The 16,912-nt window shown below is 72.1% G+C and carries 20 protein-coding genes and 1 pseudogene; 6 read left to right on the top strand and 15 right to left on the bottom strand.

Going from position 1 to position 16,912, the window contains the following annotated elements; all coding sequences use genetic code 11:
- Positions 1-2 precede the first annotated feature (2 nt).
- On the bottom strand, positions 3-1,631 hold the full coding sequence (locus DEJ47_RS32090) for an ABC-F family ATP-binding cassette domain-containing protein (RefSeq protein WP_150174173.1): 1,629 nt from the start codon (positions 1,629-1,631) through the stop codon (positions 3-5).
- A 91-nt stretch (positions 1,632-1,722) separates the two neighbouring features.
- Here DEJ47_RS32090 and DEJ47_RS32085 point away from each other — a divergent pair, with 91 nt between their 5' ends.
- Positions 1,723-3,255 (top strand): bifunctional phosphatase PAP2/diacylglycerol kinase family protein, encoded by a 1,533-nt coding sequence (locus DEJ47_RS32085; RefSeq protein ID WP_223828570.1) that lies wholly within the window; start codon positions 1,723-1,725, stop codon positions 3,253-3,255.
- A gap of 117 nt (positions 3,256-3,372) precedes the next feature.
- Positions 3,373-4,182: a class I SAM-dependent methyltransferase gene (locus DEJ47_RS32080; RefSeq protein ID WP_150174169.1), complete on the top strand. Its 810-nt coding sequence runs from the start codon at positions 3,373-3,375 to the stop codon at positions 4,180-4,182.
- A 28-nt stretch (positions 4,183-4,210) separates the two neighbouring features.
- On the opposite strand, the gene DEJ47_RS32075 is transcribed toward DEJ47_RS32080, so the two are convergent.
- The 11 genes from DEJ47_RS32075 to ligD form a co-directional block, all read right to left on the bottom strand.
- Positions 4,211-4,528, bottom strand: coding sequence for a gas vesicle protein K (locus DEJ47_RS32075; RefSeq protein WP_150174167.1), 318 nt, complete (start codon positions 4,526-4,528; stop codon positions 4,211-4,213).
- Positions 4,529-4,532: 4 nt separating this feature from the next.
- Positions 4,533-4,721, bottom strand: coding sequence for a gas vesicle protein (locus DEJ47_RS32070; RefSeq protein WP_098245919.1), 189 nt, complete (start codon positions 4,719-4,721; stop codon positions 4,533-4,535).
- Positions 4,718-5,554, bottom strand: a complete 837-nt coding sequence (locus tag DEJ47_RS32065) for a GvpL/GvpF family gas vesicle protein (protein WP_223828569.1) — start codon at positions 5,552-5,554, stop codon at positions 4,718-4,720. The genes DEJ47_RS32070 and DEJ47_RS32065 overlap by 4 nt, the downstream gene beginning before the upstream one ends.
- Positions 5,551-5,949 carry a gas vesicle protein gene (locus DEJ47_RS32060; protein WP_150174165.1) on the bottom strand — a complete coding sequence of 133 codons (399 nt, stop codon included), beginning with the start codon at positions 5,947-5,949 and terminating at the stop codon, positions 5,551-5,553. The genes DEJ47_RS32065 and DEJ47_RS32060 overlap by 4 nt, the downstream gene beginning before the upstream one ends.
- The gene (locus DEJ47_RS32055) at positions 5,946-7,145 is read right to left on the bottom strand and encodes an SRPBCC family protein (protein WP_150174163.1); all 1,200 of its coding nucleotides are present in this window, start codon (positions 7,143-7,145) and stop codon (positions 5,946-5,948) included. Before DEJ47_RS32055 ends, DEJ47_RS32060 begins: the two co-directional genes overlap by 4 nt.
- Complete coding sequence (locus DEJ47_RS32050) at positions 7,138-7,848, bottom strand: DNA primase (RefSeq protein ID WP_190415671.1); 711 nt, start codon at positions 7,846-7,848, stop codon at positions 7,138-7,140. The genes DEJ47_RS32055 and DEJ47_RS32050 overlap by 8 nt, the downstream gene beginning before the upstream one ends.
- 2 nt (positions 7,849-7,850) lie before the next feature.
- A complete protein-coding gene (locus DEJ47_RS32045) occupies positions 7,851-8,090 on the bottom strand; it encodes a gas vesicle protein GvpG (protein WP_150174161.1) in 240 nt (79 codons plus the stop codon).
- Between the two features lie 7 nt (positions 8,091-8,097).
- Positions 8,098-8,838, bottom strand: a complete 741-nt coding sequence (locus tag DEJ47_RS32040) for a GvpL/GvpF family gas vesicle protein (protein WP_150174159.1) — start codon at positions 8,836-8,838, stop codon at positions 8,098-8,100.
- Positions 8,835-9,263, bottom strand: coding sequence for a gas vesicle structural protein GvpA (locus tag DEJ47_RS32035; protein ID WP_150174157.1), 429 nt, complete (start codon positions 9,261-9,263; stop codon positions 8,835-8,837). The genes DEJ47_RS32040 and DEJ47_RS32035 overlap by 4 nt, the downstream gene beginning before the upstream one ends.
- A 101-nt stretch (positions 9,264-9,364) precedes the next feature.
- Positions 9,365-9,739 (bottom strand): gas vesicle protein, encoded by a 375-nt coding sequence (locus DEJ47_RS32030; RefSeq protein WP_150174155.1) that lies wholly within the window; start codon positions 9,737-9,739, stop codon positions 9,365-9,367.
- Positions 9,740-9,786: 47 nt separating this feature from the next.
- Positions 9,787-10,746, bottom strand: a complete 960-nt coding sequence (gene ligD / locus DEJ47_RS32025) for a non-homologous end-joining DNA ligase (protein WP_150174152.1) — start codon at positions 10,744-10,746, stop codon at positions 9,787-9,789.
- Between the two features lie 236 nt (positions 10,747-10,982).
- On the opposite strand from ligD, the gene DEJ47_RS32020 reads away from it, so the two are divergent.
- A complete protein-coding gene (locus tag DEJ47_RS32020; protein ID WP_190415669.1) occupies positions 10,983-11,525 on the top strand; it encodes a hypothetical protein in 543 nt (180 codons plus the stop codon).
- A gap of 15 nt (positions 11,526-11,540) precedes the next feature.
- Here DEJ47_RS32020 and DEJ47_RS32015 read toward each other — a convergent pair whose 3' ends face one another.
- Both DEJ47_RS32015 and DEJ47_RS37715 read right to left on the bottom strand, forming a co-directional pair.
- Positions 11,541-13,394, bottom strand: a complete 1,854-nt coding sequence (locus DEJ47_RS32015) for a transketolase (RefSeq protein WP_150174148.1) — start codon at positions 13,392-13,394, stop codon at positions 11,541-11,543.
- A gap of 154 nt (positions 13,395-13,548) precedes the next feature.
- Positions 13,549-13,821, bottom strand: a pseudogene (locus tag DEJ47_RS37715) (FAD-dependent oxidoreductase); the annotation flags it as partial.
- A gap of 221 nt (positions 13,822-14,042) precedes the next feature.
- Here DEJ47_RS37715 and DEJ47_RS32005 point away from each other — a divergent pair.
- Genes DEJ47_RS32005 through DEJ47_RS31995 form a run of 3 tightly spaced genes read left to right on the top strand, consistent with a single transcriptional unit; the run spans position 14,043 to position 16,588 of the window.
- Positions 14,043-15,035 (top strand): TIGR03557 family F420-dependent LLM class oxidoreductase, encoded by a 993-nt coding sequence (locus DEJ47_RS32005; protein ID WP_150174146.1) that lies wholly within the window; start codon positions 14,043-14,045, stop codon positions 15,033-15,035.
- A 31-nt stretch (positions 15,036-15,066) separates the two neighbouring features.
- The gene (locus tag DEJ47_RS32000) at positions 15,067-16,164 is read left to right on the top strand and encodes an enolase C-terminal domain-like protein (RefSeq protein WP_150174144.1); all 1,098 of its coding nucleotides are present in this window, start codon (positions 15,067-15,069) and stop codon (positions 16,162-16,164) included.
- 34 nt (positions 16,165-16,198) lie between these two features.
- Positions 16,199-16,588, top strand: a complete 390-nt coding sequence (locus DEJ47_RS31995) for a VOC family protein (RefSeq protein ID WP_150174142.1) — start codon at positions 16,199-16,201, stop codon at positions 16,586-16,588.
- A 17-nt stretch (positions 16,589-16,605) separates the two neighbouring features.
- Here the strand turns inward: DEJ47_RS31995 and DEJ47_RS31990 are convergent, their stop codons facing one another.
- A complete protein-coding gene (locus DEJ47_RS31990; RefSeq protein ID WP_150174140.1) occupies positions 16,606-16,911 on the bottom strand; it encodes a hypothetical protein in 306 nt (101 codons plus the stop codon).
- Position 16,912: the final 1 nt, after the last annotated feature.

Genomic DNA, 16,912 nt, shown 5'->3' with positions numbered 1-16,912 from the left:
GTCTACCGCACGCGGTCGACCCGCCGCTCGTCCCACACCGGCTCCGGCGTCTCGCGCACCCGGCCGTCGCTGCCGAAGACCAGATAGCGGTCGAAGGAGCGGGCGAACCAGCGGTCGTGGGTGACGGCGAGGACCGTGCCCTGGAAGGCCTCCAGGCCTTCCTGCAGCGCCTCGGCGGACTCCAGGTCCAGGTTGTCCGTGGGCTCGTCGAGGAGCAGCGCCGTGCAGCCCTGCAGTTCGAGCAGCAGGATCTGGAAACGGGCCTGCTGGCCGCCGGAGAGCCGCTCGAAGTTCTGCTCGGCCTGCCGCGTCAGCTCGTACCGCCGGAGCCGGGACATGGCGGCGCCGCGGTCCTGCGCGTGCTCGCGCCACAGGATGTCCAGGAGCGGGCGGCCCATCAGCTCGGGGTGGGAGTGGGTCTGCGCGAAGTGGCCCGGCACGACGCGGGCGCCGAGCTTCCACAGGCCGGTGTGCGGCACGGGATTCTCGGTGTCGCCCGCGAGCAGCCGCAGGAAGTGCGACTTGCCCGAGCCGTTCGAGCCGAGGACGGCGACGCGCTCGCCGTAGAAGACCTCCAGGTCGAAGGGTTTCATCAGGCCGGTCAGTTCGAGGTTCTCGCAGGTCACGGCCCGGACGCCGGTGCGCCCGCCGGACAGCCGCATGGTGATGTCCTGCTCGCGCGGCGGCTCGGGCGGCGGTCCGGCCTCCTCGAACTTGCGGAGCCTGGTCTGCGCGGCGTGGTAGCGCGACGCCATCTCATGGCTGACGTCGGCGGCCTGGCGCAGGGTGCGGACCAGCTTCTTCAGCTGCTCGTGCTTCTCGTCCCAGCGGCGGCGCAGTTCCTCGAAGCGCGCGAAGCGCTCCTTGCGGGCCTCGTGGAACGTCTCGAAGCCGCCGCCGTGCACCCACGCGTCGGCGCCCCCGGGGCTCTGCTCGACGCTGATGATCTTCTCGGCGGCGCGGGCGAGCAGCTCCCGGTCGTGCGAGACGAACAGGACGGTCTTGCGGGTCTCCTTGAGCTGCTCCTCCAGCCAGCGCTTGCCGGGCACGTCGAGGTAGTTGTCCGGCTCGTCGAGGAGCAGCACCTCGTCGGTGCCGCGCAGCAGGGCCTCCAGGACGAGGCGCTTCTGCTCGCCGCCGGAGAGGGTGCGGACCTCGCGGAACTGGGCCTTGTCGTAGGGGACGCCGAGCGCGGCCGTGGTGCAGATGTCCCACAGCGTCTCGGCCTCGTACCCCTGGACCTCCGCCCAGTCGGAGAGCGCCTGGGCGTAGCTCATCTGGGCGGCCTCGTCGTCGACCGTCATGATCGCGTGCTCGGCGGCGTCGACGGCCTTAGCGGCCGCCCGGAGGCGCGGCTGGGCGACGGAGACGAGCAGGTCGCGCACGGTGGTCTCGTCCCGCACGGAGCCGACGAACTGCGGCATGACGCCGAGGCCGCCGCTCACGGTGACGCTGCCGCCGTGCGGCTGGAGCTCGCCGGAGATCAGCCGGAGCAGGGTGGTCTTGCCCGCGCCGTTCGCCCCGACCAGGGCGACGACCGCGCCCTCGCCGACCCGGAAGGAGACATCACCGAGCAGCGCCCGCCCGTCCGGCAAGTAGTACTCGAGGTGTGCGGCTTCCAGATGTCCCATGGGCGGGATTCTCCGTGCCCGACGGGCGCCCGGGCAAACCGTTTCCCCGCCGGGGCGGCCTGAACGGCGGCGGCGGGGGTACGCGAGCGCCATGTGCGCTGACTCCCCGGACGTCTCCGGTCTCGACCTGTCCCTTCCCGCCGGCCGGCACCGCCCGGTGAAGGCCCGGCTCGTCTCCTTCGACAACCGGCTCTTCGAAGCGGTCGCCAAGCGGCACTGGCCCGGCGCGGACCGGGTGCTTCCGGGACTCAGCCAGAGCGCCAATCACGGCGTGCTGTGGTTCGCGACGGCCGCGGCGATCACCGCGACGCGGACCCCGCGGGCCCGCCGCGCCGCCGTGCGCGGCGTGGCCTCCCTGGCGCTGGCCTCCGCGACGATCAACACGCTGGGCAAGCGCTCGGTGCGCCGCGCCCGGCCGGTGCTCGACGCGGTGCCGTTGATACGCCAGTTGAAGCGGCAGCCCATCACCACGTCCTTCCCGTCGGGCCACTCGGCGTCGGCCGCCGCGTTCGCCACGGGCGTGGCGCTGGAGTCGCGGGCGTGGGGCGCGGCCGTCGCGCCGCTCGCGGCGGCCGTCGCGGTGTCCCGCATCTACACCGGGGCGCACTACCCGAGCGACGTCCTGGTCGGCGGCGCGCTGGGCGTGGGCGCGGCGTTCGCCGTGCGCGGTCTGGTGCCGACGCGGTCGCAGCTGGCGCCCCCGGGGCGGCCCCGGGTGGCGGCCCCCGCGCTGCCGGGCGGCGCCGGTCTGGTCCTGGTCACCAACACGGGGGCAGGGACCCCGCAGCGCGTGAAGGCGCTGCGCGACGCCCTGCCCGAGGCGGAGGTCGTCGTCGCCGAACCCGCCGACGTGGGCGCCGAGCTGGAGAAGGCCGCGGCCCGTGCGACGGTCCTCGGCGTGTGCGGCGGCGACGGCACGGTCAACGCCGCGGCCCGCGTCGCGCTCCACCACGGTCTGCCGCTCGCGGTGCTGCCCGGCGGCACCCTCAACCACTTCGCGTACGACCTCGGGGTCGAGGACGCCCATGATCTGGCGGGTGCGGTGGAGGCGGGCGAGGCGGTCGCCGTCGACGTCGGCCGTTTCACCGCGGAGAACGCGAAGTCCGGGGAGCCCAAGGAGGGGTACTTCCTCAACACGTTCAGCATGGGCGTGTATCCGGAGCTGGTGCGACAGCGCGAGCACTGGTCGTCCCGCATCGGCGGGAAACCGGCGTCGGTGCTCGCGGCGCTGAAGATCCTGCGCTCCGACGAGCACCCGCTGACCGCCCAGTTCCGCGGCAAGGACCGGGCGCTGTGGATGCTGTTCGCCGGCAACTGCACGTACCACCGTCCCGGGTTCACCCCGGGCCGCAGACTCGACCTGGCGGACGGTCTGCTCGACGTGCGCATCGTGCACGGCGGCCGCAGGCCGGGCGCCCGGCTCCTGGCCGCCGCGCTGACCGGGCCCGAGGTGCGCTCCCCCGCGCAGGCGGCCGCGCGGCTGCCCAGGCTGCGGGTGGACGGGCTCGGGGAGGGCACGGCCGTGGCGTTCGACGGCGAGGTGACGCACGTGCAGGGTTCGTTGCTGATCGACAAGCTGCCGGAGGCGCTGACCGTCTACCGCCCGCTGAGCAACCTCCGCTGAAGGCGCACGACACACCCCAGCCGACCACATATTGATACGCAGATCTCACTATGCGGCATGGCGGCGTACGGTCTCCGTACCCGCAGTCTTCGTACTCGCACACGAAGGAGCTCCGCCATGCCGCAGGAGACCGCTGTCTACACGCACGGGCACCACGAGTCCGTGCTGCGTTCCCACATCTGGCGCACGGCCGCCAACTCGGCCGCCTACCTGGTCGGTTCGCTCAAGCCCCACATGTCGGTGCTCGACATCGGCTGCGGTCCCGGCACCATCACCGCCGATCTGGCCGCGCTGGTCCCGGACGGCCGGGTGACCGGTGTCGACCGGGCCCCCGGAATCCTGGACCGGGCGCGCGCCACCGCGGCCGAACGGGGTCTGCGCAACGTCGGGTTCGCCGTCGCCGACGTGCACGACCTCGACTACCCCGACGACTCCTTCTGCGTCGTCCACGCCCATCAGGTGCTCCAGCACGTCGGCGATCCGGTGCGCGCGCTGCGCGAGATGCGGCGGGTCTGCAAGCCGGGCGGCATCGTCGCGGTGCGCGACGCGGACTACGAGGCGATGACCTGGCATCCGCGGATGCCCGTCATGGACGAGTGGCTGGACCTCTACCGTCGGGTGGCCCGTGCCAACGGCGGCGAACCCGACGCGGGCCGCCGCCTCAAGTCATGGGCCCTGGAGGCCGGCTTCACGGATGTCACGGCGACCGCGGACACCTGGTGCTACAGCTCCGAGGACGAGCGCGCCTGGTGGAGCGGCCTGTGGGCGGACCGTACGGTCGACTCCTCCTACGCCGGACGCGCGGTGGAGGGCGGCCACACGGACGCGGAGCGGCTGCGCGCGATCGCCGCGGGGTGGCGGGAGTGGGGCGCGCGGGAGGACGCGTGGTTCGCGGTACTGCACGGAGAGGTGCTGTGCCGGAAGTGACGCGTCCATCCGCCGGTCTCCCCGCGGTTCACTCCCTGGGGAGCAGCGGGCCCAGCGGCCCGAGGTCCAGGTTCAGGTCCTCGGGCCGCAGCCCGTACCGGCCCCGGAGCTCGGCCATCCGGTCCTCCAGGAGCATCAGCGTGAGGCCGATCCGCTCCTCCTGGTCCTCGGTGAGCTCACCGGTGTCGAACCGGCGCACGGCCTGCCGCTCCATGAGCTGACGCAGCAGTTCGACGATGGTCAGGACGAGCTTCACCAGGTCCCGCTCGACCGTGTCGGGGTCGAGGTCCATCCGCTTGCGCCGGTCGGCGCCGGTGTTCGTGTTCGGCTCTGCTTCCGTGCTCATGGGCTCACTCCAACTCCGGCCACGGCGAGGGCACTTGCTCGTTGACCGAGCTGATCAGGGCGTTCAGGTCGATGCGCACGAGGTCGACGTCCGCGATCCGCAGGGTGATGTCACCCGCGATGACCACGCCCCCCGCGAGGAGCCGGTCGAGCAGGTCGACCAGGGCGACTTCCCTGCGTTCGACGACGGTCATGCGGACGTGCCCTCCTCGTCGTTCGCGTCTCCCGTGAAGGAGTACGCGGCCCACGGCCCCGTCAGCTCCACCCGGAGCCCGCTCGTCCCCGCGCCCTCGTCCTTGGTGCGGTCCACGAGCTCGACGAACTCCTCGGAGTGCGTGCGGGAGACCAGGTAGGCCGCGTTCAGCACGTTGCGGCCCGGCGTGCGGGACAACTCGGAGTTCTGCGGGGCGTGCAGCCGGGAGTCGTCGGCGCGCGCCGAGAGCCGCTCGTGCAGTTCCCTCGCGAAGCCTTCGGCCCGCTGCCAGTTCTCCTCCTGCGCCGTGCGCTGGCTGCGCCGGCGCCGCAGGTAGTCGCGCCCGGAGCGGGGCGCGTCGGAGGCTCCGCCGGACGGGTCCTTGGCCTCCTCGGCGTTCTCCATGTACACCTTCACGCCCCATTCCACGCGCCCGTCGATGCGTTCGAGGACGCGGTGGAAACGCTCCGCCCCGTCCTCAAGCATCGCGCGGACGCCGCTGTCGTCCCGGAAGACGGTCGCGAGGCGCAGTGGCAGCGGGCAGGTCACGGTGGTGAGCGCGTCGATCACGCGCTGGTGGGCGCGGGCCGTCTCGGAGAGCCAGTCCAGGTCCTCAAGGTGGGCGCGCAGGGGCTGCTCCGCGAAGTCCCGCTCCGGCACCGGGCCGACCAGGGCGACCAGGTCGCCGTGGACGAGCTGCCGGGGCGGCACGCCGCCGACCCCGGTGAGGTCGGCGGCGAGCGGCGCGGCGAGGGGGCGGCAGACCGCGTAGACGTACCGCAGGTCGTCGTGGTGCGGTCCGCCGCCGTGCGGGTCGGCGTTCGCGGCGTTCACGTGTCTCCTTCACTGGCCTTGGCCCTGGCTTTCGTCTCGGCCTGGGTGTCGGCCCTGGTCTCGGCCGGTTCAAGGGCGGCCCGCTCCTCCAGTTCCGCCAGGCGCTGCCTCAGCTCGCTGTTCTCCCGTGCGAGTTCGGCGCGGCGTGCCCCTGAGGAGAGCGCCGGGTCGTCCTCCCACCAGTCGATGCCCATCTCCTTCGCCTTGTCGATCGAGGCGACGATCAGACGGAGCTTGATGGTGAGCAGTTCGATGTCGAGCAGGTTGATCTTGATGTCACCGGCGATGACGATGCCCTTGTCCAGGACGCGTTCGAGGATGTCGGCGAGGTTGGCCCCGCCACCGCCGCTGCCGTACGGGCCGGGGAGGCCACCGCCGCCGGGGGTGGCCGTCATCGACGGTCCCGTCCGCCGCCCGAACCGGCGTACTCACGCTGCTTCTCGTCCTCGTCCTCGGGCTCGGACTCGTCCTCGTCGTACTCGGCCTCCGGCTCCTCCTCGGACTCCGGCTCCTCCTCGGACTCCGGCTCCTCCTCGTCCTCGTACTCGGCCTCGGGCTCGTCCTCGCGCTCCTCCTCGGGGACCTCCTCCTCGTCCTCGTACTCCTCGGCCGGCTCGTCCTCGTGCTCGTCCTCGGGCTCGCCCTCTTCGTACGCGTCGTCCTCGTCCTCGTCGTACTCGGACTCGGGCTCGTCCCGCGGCTCGTCCTGGACGTCGTCCTGGGCCTCGTCCCGTGCGTCGCCCTGCGCCTCGCGCTCTTCCTCTTCCTCGGCCACCGCGTCCTCGTGGCTGCGGACGACCTCGCCGTCACGGATCTCTCCGCGCCAGCCGTCGCTCGCCTCGCCGCGCATCGTGATGTGCCGGGCGAAGTGCTTGAGGTCGAGGCGGGCCCGGCGGCCCTGGGCGCGCCAGATGTTGCCGGTCTTCTCGAAGAGGCCCTTCGGGTAGTACTCGATGATCAGCAGCACCCGGGTGAGGTTCTCGGCGAGCGAGTGGAAGGTGACGACGCCCTTCGTCGTCCCCTTGCCGCCCTCCGAGGTCCAGGTGATGCGCTGGTCCGGCACCTGCTCCGTGGTGTGCGCCTTCCAGCTGCGGCTGGACCAGAAGACCTTGAGCTGCCAGTCGGAGTCCGTGTCGTTCGCCACGGTGGCGCCCTTGACGCCCTTGGCGAAGGTGGAGAACTCCTGGTACTGGGTCCACTGGTCGTATGCCTCGCGCAGCGGCACGCCGACGTCGATGTACTCCAGGATGACCGTCGGCTTCTGGCCCGCGCCGCCCTTCTTGCGTTTGCCGCCGAGACCCTTGACGGCGTCGGTGACCTTGTCCTTCAGGTGGCTGCCGCCGAGTTCCAGCGCGCTGCGCACCGGGCCCTTGCCGTCGGCGATCTTCTTGCCGGCCTGCGCGGCGAGCTTGCCGAAGCCGGGGCTCTTGCCCTCCGCGATGTCGTTCAGCTTGACGGTGGCGTCACCGAGCTTGTGCCCGACGCCGACGAGCATCCGCTCGGCCTGCGCCATGAGGTAGGCCTGTGCCTCCTCCTTCAGGCGGTCGGCAGCCGGGCTCTTCGTGATGTTGCTCAGGGGCGATTCAGCCATGGTCACTGCCTCCCTTCGTCCTGCCGCCGCCCGAGCGGGCCGACGAGGTCGCCCTGCGGGCGGTCCCGCGGGACGCCGCGGCCGTCTTCTTCTGGGCGGTCTTGCGGGCCGTCTGCTGTGCGGTCTTCTTGGCCGGGGCCTTCTTCGCGGTCGTCTTCGACGCGGTCTTCGCGCCCGCCTTCGGCGCGCTCCTCTTGGCCGGCGCCTTCTTGCGCTGCCGGCCGGAGGGGGCCTCGTCCTCTGATGCGGATTCCGCGTCGGTCTTCTCGTCGGCGTCCGCGTCGGCGCCCGAGTCCCGTTCGTCCTCGGATTCTTCGTCGTCGTACCCGTCGTCGTCCGCCTCGCGGTCGCGCTTGCCGTCGCCGCCCTTGGCCTCGTCCGGCACCACGCCCGATATCCGGTCCTGGACACCGAGGGTGCGGTCGTGCAGCCGGTCGGCGAGGCCTTCGAGCTGCCGGTTGAGGAGGGATCCGGTGGCGGCCTTGCCCACGCCCCGCAGGTCCTGGCGGAGCTGGTCGCCAATCTCCTTGAACTGCGGATTGTTCTCCAGCTGCTGGGTCACCATCTGGCCCAGTGCCTTGGGGCTCAGGTTGAGCCGCTTGCCCGCCACCATACTGCCGACGGCGAACGCGAACTTCGCCTTCTTCGTGCGCCCGAGGACGTATCCCGCGCCCACGGCCAGGCCTACTGCAAGTCGGTTCATTATCAGAAGTCCTGTCCTGTGCTCTGCTGCAGTCGGTCGAGAAGCTGGTCCTCGCACCGCTCGAACTCGGCTTCGTCGATCTCCCCCGCCTCAAGGAGTTCCTCGAGGCGAGAGAGTTCACGACGGATCGCCGAGGGGTCGTAGTACTGCCGCTCCGCCTCGTCGACCACCTGCCTGAGCACCCAGAGGGAGCCGCGGGCAGGGGCCAGAGGCAGCATGAGCAGTTCCCCTATGAGCCCCATGCCGTCATCACTCCGCGGGCTCGGAAGGCCCCGGGTCGACGAAGCTGTAGGGGGGCAGCGGACCATGCACCCGCAGGTCCAAGTGCGGCTGCGTGGCCCGGAGTTCCTCGACGGCCGAGAGGAATCCCTCGGCGGTCTTGCGGTCCACGAGGAACGAGATGTTCGCCAGCCAGCCGGTGCCCTCGGGGCCGTCGCCGACCGCCTCGGCCGCCGGTTCCAGCGCGCGCCGCACCTCGACGGCGTCGCTCTGCTCGCGGGCCCGCACGCCGTTGGTGATCGCCTCGCCCAGCTGCAGCTTCTGCTCGTGGGTGCCGCCGCCCGCGCGCTGGTTGGCCTCGACCATCGCGCGCAGCTCCGGGTTCTCGGCGAGCACCTGGTGCAGCACGGCCTCCTCGTGGTGAGTGGCCTTCACGTTGTACTCGACCTTGCCGTCGAGGGTGCGCAGCCGCTCCTCGTAGTGACCGGCCCGCTCCCCCAGCACGGAGACGACCGTCTCGTCGTCCGGGGCGAGGCTGCCGAAGCGCATCGGGAGCACGGACCCCGCCGCGCCCGCCTCCGACAGGACGTTCTGGTGCGCGAGCAGGTCGCGCCGCTTGGGCTTCAGGTCCTCGGGGGCGTCGCTCACGATGGCCGCGAGGTCGCCGTTCTTCAGGATGCGCACGGGGCAGGCCGGCCGGCCGATGCCCTCCATGCCGTCGGGCAGCGCCGGGTGGGAGCTGCTCGCGATGCCGTAGACGTACGTGGTCACTCCTGCTCCTCCTTCCGGCGGGAGGTCGAGCGCCGGGCCCTCGGCCGCTCCTCGCTCTTGCGCTCGCCTTCTTCACGGGACTGCTTGAAAGCGTCGGATATGGTCTCGGCGGCTCCGGAGAGCGCGCCCTTCGACTTGCCCTTGGCGCCGGACTCCGTGATCTCGCCCACGAGGCCGGGCAGCCCCGGGTCCTTCTTCTGTCCGGTCTCCAGGTCGAGGCGGTTGCACGCCTCGGCGAACCGGAGGTAGGTGTCGACGCTCGCGACGACGACACGGACATCGATCTTCAGGATCTCGATGCCGACGAGCGAAACGCGTACGAAGGCGTCGATGACGAGTCCTCGGTCGAGGATGAGCTCCACGACGTCGTACAGGCCACTCGTGCCGCCTCCGCCGCCGGACTGTTGTGCCGGGACTACGGTCATGCCGACGGTGCCTCCTTGGGTCTTGTCCTGCTCTTTCGGTCGTGCCTTGTCCGGTCGTGCTGTCTGCTCTGGTTCTGGTGTGGTTCTGCTCCGGCTGTGGTTCAGCCGCCCGCACCGCGGGGCTCGGAGCGTCCGCGCTCGTAACGACGCAGTCGCCGGTAGCCCGTGAGCTCGCCCTGCGGGTCGAGCTGCACCTCGTAGCTCGCGAGGAGGCTCATCGTGTCGGGGACACGGGAGAGTTCCAGAACCTCTATCTCCAACAGCCAGCCGTCCTCGGTGCGTTCGAAGGACGACACCGATTCGGGGGTCATGCCGGTCAGCTCGGCGAGCTGCTCGCGGGCGTTGCGGAGGACCGCCATGGGGCCCGGCAGCGAATCCTTCTCGTCCTTCACGCTGCTCGAAGCCTTTTCCTGGCTGCCCGAAGGCTTTTCATCCGTTGTCTTGCTGTCTGTGGTTTTACGGGGTGTATTGGCCATGTTCACCTCCTCCACCGGGTTACCCGTTGAGCCTTGGCCAAACGTGCTCAGCCGCGGAGCGCCCGCAGCTTCCTGCGGGCCGGTCCGAGAGCCCGTCCCGAGCGCAGGACACCGGCCCAGGGCTCGGTGCGGGCCTGCTCCACCGCGGTGTCGATCGTCCAGCTGCGGGCGTTCACCGCCGGGTCGTCCAGCTGCTCCCAGGCGATGGGCACGGCGACGGGCGCCCCGGGCGTGGCCCGCATGGAGAACGGTGCGACGGCCGTCTGCGCGTACCCGTTGCGCTGCACGTCGAGATAGAGCCGGTCGCCGCGGTCCTTCTTGCGCGGGGCCGTGGTGAGCTGCTCGGGGTGGGCCTCGGCGAGGGTGTCGGCGACGTCCTTGGCGAAGGCGCGGGCGTCGTCGAAGTCGTGGTTTCCGTTGAGGGGCACGATGACGTGCAGTCCGCGGGAGCCCGTCGTCATGAGGGCGGACGGCAGGTTCATCTGGTCGAGGAGCTCGCCGAGGAGCCGGGCCGCTTCGCGGACAGTGCCGAAGTCGTCCCCCGCGGGGTCAAGGTCGAAGACGAGCCGGTCCGGGCGGTCGATGCGGCCGGTGCGGGAGAGCCAGCGATGCAGGGTGACACAGGCCTGGTCGGCCAGGAACAGGAGCGTCGCCGTGTCGTCGCACACGGTGTGGGTGACGGTGCCGTCCTGCTTGGCCACCTCGGCGCGGGTGATCCAGTCCGGGTAGTGGTCCGGTGTGTCCTTCTGCATGAAACGCGGGCCGTCGACGCCGTCCGGGTGCCGTTCCAGCATGAGGGGCCGGTCGCGCAGGTGGGGCAGCATGAACGGCGCGACGGACCGGTAGTAGTCGAAGAGGTCCGCTTTGGTGAGGCCCGAGCCGCTGCCCGTGCTTCTGCCCTTGCCCGTGCTCCCGCCCTTGGCCTCGGGGACCGGGAAGAGGACCTTCTGCGGCCGGTGCAGCTCTACGGTGCGGCGGCCGGCCCGTACCGTCCGTACGTCGTTCATGGGGATTCCCTTCGGCTCGGTTCGCCGGGTGCGACGTGCCCTGGCGGGTACCCAGCGTCAGGTCCCGCAGTCGTGCGGGGCGGTTCCGACACGGTGGTGTTCACCCTGGTCGGAAGGGTGGCTGGCACCACCGGGAAGTCGGGGGCGCACGGGCGTGCCCCGGTGCGGCGGGGCCGGAAGGATCGGAGGACCGGACCCGGCTCACCTGAGAGGCGCCCATGCCGCACCACCCCGACGTGACGAACCCCTCCCTGACGGCGCCCCACACCGACCCGCTTCCGCCCGGCGCCGGGCCGTCCCTCTCGCCGCGGCCCCGCCCACGCCCCCACTCGCAGGAGCAGCGGCTGCTCGCCCCCGCGCTGGCCCGGATGCTGCCGGGGGCCGACGTGCCGTCGGCCCCCGGCACGGTCAGGGCGGCCTTCGCGCTCTGGCTCACCGCGGCCGCCGCCGGCGTCTTCCTGACGGCCGCCGAAGGGCTGCCGCTCCTGCCGTTCCTGCCGCTGCACATGGCGTGGTTCGCGGCCGCCGTCCTGGTGGCGGTGCGGATGCGCCGGGGCGCCCGGTGGGCCCGCTGGGTGCTGGTCTGCGGGCTCGGTGCGACCGGCGCGCCGTCACTCACCGCGTGGGCGGGAGGCGGCGTCGCCGGATGGCCGCCGGACGTCGCCGACGTCGTGGCGGGCGCCGGCGGTGCGCTGCATCTCGCCTCGGCGCTCACGGCGACGGTCCTGATGTTCCGTCCGGCGGCGAACGCCTGGTTCAGGGCGGTGCGCCACCGCTGACCGGCGCCGTCGCGGTCACCTGACGACGCCCTGCTCCACCAGGAGGCGGGCCGCCGCCGCGATCGACTCCGCGTCGATGCCCGCGGCGCGCAGCTGTTCCTCGGGCGACGCCGAGCCCGGCATCGTCCGCACCGCGAGGCGCACCAGGCGCGGTACCGGCCGACCGTCGGTGAACGCGTCGAGGACCGCGTCGCCGAGGCCGCCCTGTTCCCGGTGGTCCTCGACGGTCATGAGGCAGCCGGTGTGTTCGGCGGCCTCGCGCAGCGTGTCCCGGTCGACGGGCTTGACGGAGTACAGGTCGACGACGCGCACCGCGATGCCCTCGCGCTCCAGCGCCTCCGCGGCGGCCAGCGCCTCGTGGACCGTGACGCCCGCGGCGACGACGGTGAGCCGGTCGGCGTCACTGGAGCGCAGCACCTTGGAGCCGCCGACGGGGAACTTCTCCTCGGGCCCGTAGATGACGGGCGAGTCCCCGCGTGACGTACGCAGATAGCTGATGCCGTCGAGCCCGGCCATGGCGGCGACGAGCTGTCCCGTCTGGTGGGCGTCGCACGGGTACAGGACGGTGGAGCCGTGCACCGCGCGGAACAGCGCCAGGTCCTCCAGGCCCATCTGCGACGGGCCGTCCTCGCCGATCGCGACGCCGGCGTGCGAGCCGACGAGGTTGATGTCGGCACCGCTGACCGCCGCCATCCGCACGAAATCGTGGGCGCGGGTGAGGAACGCGGCGAACGTCGACGCGTACGGCACCCAGCCGCGCGCCGCCAACCCCACTGCGGCGGCGACGAGTTGCTGCTCTGCGATGTAGCACTCGAAGAACCGGTCGGGGTGCTCCTTGGCGAAGTACTCCGTCCTGGTCGAGTCGCCGACCTCGCCGTCCAGGGCCACGACGTCACCGCGTGCGGTGCCGAGCGCGGCGAGCGCCTGCCCGTACGCGGTGCGGGTGGCGACGGCGTCGCCGAGGGCGTGGCGGGGCAGTTCGAGGTGGCCGCTGCGCACGGCGTGCAGGGCGCGGGCGGCGGCGGGCCTGCGCATCTCCACGCGTACGTCGTGTACGCCGCCCAGTTCCTCGACGGCCGCGTCGGCGTCCGGCAGCGGCTTGCCGTGCAGGCCCTCGCGGTTCTCGACGGAGGCGACGCCCCTGCCCTTGACGGTGCGGGCGAGGATGACGGTGGGCTGCCCGACGGTGGAGGCCGCTTCGTGGCAGGCGCGGTCGACGGCGTCGACGTCGTGGCCGTCGACCTCGACGACGTGCCAGCCGAAGGCCCTGAACCGGTCGGCGTAGGCGCTGAGCTGCCATTCGTGGCGGGTGGGGCCGCGCTGGCCGAGGCGGTTGACGTCGACGATCGCGGTGAGGTTGTCGAGGTGTTCGTATCCGGCGTGCTCGGCGGCCTCCCACACGGAGCCCTCCGCGAGCTCGCTGTCGCCGCACAGCACCCAGACGCGGAACGGGATGCGGTCGAGCCGCTTGCCGGACAGGGCCATGCCGACGCCGACGGGCAGCCCCTGCCCGAGGGAGCCGGTGGCGACCTCGACCCAGGGCAGGGCGCGCGGTGTGGGGTGTCCTTGGAGGCGGCTGCCCTGCTCGCGGAAGGTGAGCAGCTCCTCGTCGGTGACCGCTCCGGCCGCTTTGTAGGCGGCGTACAGGAGCGGCGAGGCGTGGCCCTTGGAGAGGATGAACCGGTCGTTGCCGGGGTGGTCGGGCCGGTCGAAGTCGTAGTGGAGATGGCGTCCGACGAGAACCGCCATGAGGTCGGCGGCGGACATCGACGAGGTGGGGTGGCCGGATCCGGCGGCGGCTGCCGCGCGGACGGAGTCGACGCGCAACTGCCTTGCTATGTCTTGTAGTTGGTTACGGCTGTCGGGCATCTGGGGCCTCCTCGGGTGGCGGGTGCGTGGTGGCGCGTGCGGGGCGGTCGTCCGGGCGCGGCAGGCGGGCCGGCTCGGGCGAGGCGGATTCCAGGGGGACCGACCAGGAGCGGACCAGACCCAACTGGGCGGCTTGGCGGGGCAGTACGGCATCCGTGCAGGTCACCGTGCGCCGCTCCAGGTCGACGCCGTCTGCCTCGCCGAGCGCGAGGCGTACGTGGGGCAGGGTGCCGGAGAGGGAGACGGTGACGCGGCGCGGCTCGAGGACGCCGGTGGCGACGTGCGGGAGCAGCGGCAGGTGGAGGAAGTAGTCGGTCGGGTTGAGCAGGGTGATGTCGGCGGTGTGCCGGGTCAGCCGGGACAGGGTGCGGGCGGTGCGGTAGCCGGCGAAGCCGGCTCCGACGACGACGATGCGGGTTCGGCTCACGGTGCGCCTCCGGCGGGTCGAAAGGGGTCGAATCCGGCGGGGTCGGGACCCCCCGCGTGCCCCTGCGCGGCGCCCGCCAAACACGGGCGGCACAGGGGGAGTTCGGGGTGCGCCACCCCCTGAGGGACACGGTGTGAGCGCCGTTTGCGCCCGCGCCCCGGGGTTACTCGCAGCCGTATCCGCCGACCCTGCTCCGCCTGCCGCACCGGAGGTGCATCCTCATGCCCGAGTACGGATACTTCCTGGCGACCGAGGAGTTCGGCCCCACCGACCTGGTCGAGCAGGCGCGCATGGCCGAGCAGGCCGGGTTCGAGTCGCTGTGGATCTCCGACCACTACCACCCGTGGAACGCCGCGCAGGGGCAGAGCCCGTTCGTCTGGTCGGTGATCGGGGCGCTCGCGGAGGCGGTGTCGCTGCCCGTGCAGACCGCGGTGACGTGTCCGACGGTCCGTACGCATCCGGCGGTGGTGGCGCAGGCCGCGGCGACGAGCGCGGTCATGACGGGGGGCCGCTTCCGGCTCGGCGTCGGCACGGGCGAGGCGCTCAACGAGCACATCACGGGCGGCCCGTGGCCCCCGGTCCACGTACGCCTGGAGATGCTGGAGGAGGCGGTCCAGGTGATGCGGAACCTCTTCACCGGCGAGGAGGTCAACGACCGGGGCACGCACTACACCGTCGAGAACGCCCGCCTGTACACCGTGCCGGACGAGCCCGTGCCCATCGACGTGTCGGGCTTCGGCCCCAAGGCGACGGCGCTCGCGGCCCGTATCGGCGACGGGTTCGTCACGATGTCGCCCGACGAGACGCTGGTCTCGCACTACCGCAAGGGCGGTGGCGGCGGAAAGCCGGTCAGCGGCGGCCTCAAGGTCTGTCACGGCCTCGACCGCGAGGAGGCGGTGCGCCGGGCCCGGGATGTGTGGGGCAGTCAGCTGCTGCCCGGCGAGATGGGCCAGATCCTGCCGACGCCCCGCCACTTCGAACAGCTGGAGCCGTTGGTCACCGAGGAGGCGGCCGCCTCGTCCTTCACGTGCGGCGACGACGTCGACGAGCACGTGGCGGCGCTCACCGCGTACGCCGACGCCGGCTTCGACCGGGTGTACGTGGGCCAGATCGGCCCGGACCAGCGCGGCTTCTTCGACTTCTACCGCACGAAGGTGCTGCCGCAGGTCCAAGGCGCACCGCCTGCCACACCGGGCGACGGCACCCGCCGTTGACGCCCCACGCGCACGACTGAGGAACGGTCCGATGAAGCACGAAGTCCCCATTGAACGACCCGCCGTCTCCGCGTACACGGTGCCCGCGGACGCGCCGGAGGCCGACGGCACCCTCGCCTGGGAGGCCACGACCATCGTCGTCGCCGAGGTCACGGCCGGCGACGCGACGGGAACCGGGTGGACCTACGCCCCCGCGTCCGTGGCCGCCCTCATGGACGAGGTGCTCGTCCCCGTCGTCCAGGGCCTCGACGCCCTCGACATCCCCGCCGCGCACGACGCGATGACGAAGGCCGTCCGCAACACCGGCCGCGCGGGTGCCGCCGGATGCGCGATCTCGGCGCTCGACATCGCCCTGTGGGACCTGAAGGCACGCCTTCTGGAACTGCCTCTCGTACGCCTCCTGGGGGCGGCCCGCGACGAGGTTCCCGTGTACGGGAGCGGCGGCTTCACGACGTACCACGACACGCATCTGGCGGCGCAGCTGAACGGCTGGGTGCACGGCCAGCGGATCCCGCGCGTCAAGATCAAGGTCGGTGAGGGCTGGGGCAGGGCGGCTGCCCGCGACGTGTCCAGGGTCCGTACCGCGCGGGACGTCATCGGCCCGCAGGCCGAGCTGTACGTCGACGCGAACGGCGGCTACACGCGCAAGCAGGCCGTACGGGTCGGCCGGGTGCTCGCCGAGTACGGCGTGGGCTGGTTCGAGGAGCCGGTGTCGTCGGACGACCTGCGGGGGCTCGCGCTGGTCAGGGACGCGCTGGTGTGCGACGTGACGGCGGGAGAGTACGGCTTCGACCTGCCGTACTTCGCCCGCCTGATCCCCTCCGTGGACTGCGTCCAGGTGGACGCGACGCGCTGCGGCGGCCTCACGGAGTGGCTGCGCGCGGCGGCCCTCGCACAGGCGCACGGCCTGGAGGTCTCCGCGCACGGCGCTCCGCACGCGCACGCCGCGGCCGCCGCGTGCGTGGCGAACCTGCGGCATGTGGAGTGGTTCCACGACCACGTGCGCATCGAGTCGATGTTCTTCGACGGCGCCCTCGACCCGACCGGCGGCGTCATCCGCCCGGACGGTGGTGTCGGTCACGGTCTCGAACTGCGCACGGGGGACGTGGAGGAGTTCCGGGTGGTGTGACCGACTCCCTTGCGGGGCCTGCTAAGTTGCGCCGATGTCAACGATCAGGCAGATCCAGGTGACCTTCGACTGCGCCGAACCCGAGCGCGTGGCCCGCTTCTGGTGCGAGGTGATGGGCTACGTCGTTCCGCGACCGCCCGAGCCGAGCGGCGCGTGGGCCGTGTGCGAGGACCCGTCGGGGGCCGGTCCGCGCATGTTCTTCCAGCGCGTCCCCGAGGGAAAGGCCGCCAAGAACCGGGTGCACCTGGACGTGCGGGTCGGTACCGGGCTGGTGGGCGCGGAGCGCCTGGCCGTGCTCGAAGCGGAATGCGCCCGCCTCGTCGCGCTCGGCGCGGTCCACTTGTACACCCTGTACGCGGACGGGGAGAACGAGTCGTGCATCGCCATGCAGGACATCGAGGGCAACGAGTTCTGCCTGGACTGAACGGTTCCTGAAGGGACTCAGTCCTCTTCGAGGCGGCGCAGGCTGTCGTTCGCGCGTTCCTCGCGTTCGGCGGGCGGCAGCTCCCACCAGGCCGTGCCGCGTTCCCCGAGGCCCGTCTTCGCCAGGTGCACGCGGGCCCTTGCCGACTTGCGTGCCGTGTCGTCGTGGCGGGCGGCGGCGACCGCGCGGCGGGCCGCCATCAGGTGGTGGACGAGCCGCTCCCGCACGTCCTCGGCCAGGCCGGGATCAGTGGCCCGCCACCGTCGCCCTTTGACGACGATGAAGTGGCCGTCCTCCGTGCGTTCGACATCGTCTGCCGTCATA

Origin of the sequence: Streptomyces venezuelae, assembly GCF_008642355.1 — a bacterium.
GTDB lineage: Bacteria > Actinomycetota > Actinomycetes > Streptomycetales > Streptomycetaceae > Streptomyces > Streptomyces venezuelae_B.
This window is presented reverse-complemented; position numbering and strand designations above follow the sequence as displayed.

What these genes read in the sequence shown, in the direction of transcription:
- DEJ47_RS32090 (WP_150174173.1), bottom strand. Translation starts at nt 1,631, where the DNA reads ATGGGACATCTGGAAGCCGCACACCTCGAGTACTACTTGCCGGACGGG.
- DEJ47_RS32085 (WP_223828570.1), top strand. Translation starts at nt 1,723, where the DNA reads ATGTGCGCTGACTCCCCGGACGTCTCCGGTCTCGACCTGTCCCTTCCC.
- DEJ47_RS32080 (WP_150174169.1), top strand. Translation starts at nt 3,373, where the DNA reads ATGCCGCAGGAGACCGCTGTCTACACGCACGGGCACCACGAGTCCGTG.
- DEJ47_RS32075 (WP_150174167.1), bottom strand. Translation starts at nt 4,528, where the DNA reads ATGAGCACGGAAGCAGAGCCGAACACGAACACCGGCGCCGACCGGCGC.
- DEJ47_RS32070 (WP_098245919.1), bottom strand. Translation starts at nt 4,721, where the DNA reads ATGACCGTCGTCGAACGCAGGGAAGTCGCCCTGGTCGACCTGCTCGAC.
- DEJ47_RS32060 (WP_150174165.1), bottom strand. Translation starts at nt 5,949, where the DNA reads ATGACGGCCACCCCCGGCGGCGGTGGCCTCCCCGGCCCGTACGGCAGC.
- DEJ47_RS32055 (WP_150174163.1), bottom strand. Translation starts at nt 7,145, where the DNA reads ATGGCTGAATCGCCCCTGAGCAACATCACGAAGAGCCCGGCTGCCGAC.
- DEJ47_RS32050 (WP_190415671.1), bottom strand. Translation starts at nt 7,848, where the DNA reads ATGAACCGACTTGCAGTAGGCCTGGCCGTGGGCGCGGGATACGTCCTC.
- DEJ47_RS32045 (WP_150174161.1), bottom strand. Translation starts at nt 8,090, where the DNA reads ATGGGGCTCATAGGGGAACTGCTCATGCTGCCTCTGGCCCCTGCCCGC.
- DEJ47_RS32035 (WP_150174157.1), bottom strand. Translation starts at nt 9,263, where the DNA reads ATGACCGTAGTCCCGGCACAACAGTCCGGCGGCGGAGGCGGCACGAGT.
- DEJ47_RS32030 (WP_150174155.1), bottom strand. Translation starts at nt 9,739, where the DNA reads ATGGCCAATACACCCCGTAAAACCACAGACAGCAAGACAACGGATGAA.
- ligD (WP_150174152.1), bottom strand. Translation starts at nt 10,746, where the DNA reads ATGAACGACGTACGGACGGTACGGGCCGGCCGCCGCACCGTAGAGCTG.
- DEJ47_RS32015 (WP_150174148.1), bottom strand. Translation starts at nt 13,394, where the DNA reads ATGCCCGACAGCCGTAACCAACTACAAGACATAGCAAGGCAGTTGCGC.
- DEJ47_RS32005 (WP_150174146.1), top strand. Translation starts at nt 14,043, where the DNA reads ATGCCCGAGTACGGATACTTCCTGGCGACCGAGGAGTTCGGCCCCACC.
- DEJ47_RS32000 (WP_150174144.1), top strand. Translation starts at nt 15,067, where the DNA reads ATGAAGCACGAAGTCCCCATTGAACGACCCGCCGTCTCCGCGTACACG.
- DEJ47_RS31995 (WP_150174142.1), top strand. Translation starts at nt 16,199, where the DNA reads ATGTCAACGATCAGGCAGATCCAGGTGACCTTCGACTGCGCCGAACCC.
- DEJ47_RS31990 (WP_150174140.1), bottom strand. Translation starts at nt 16,911, where the DNA reads ATGACGGCAGACGATGTCGAACGCACGGAGGACGGCCACTTCATCGTC.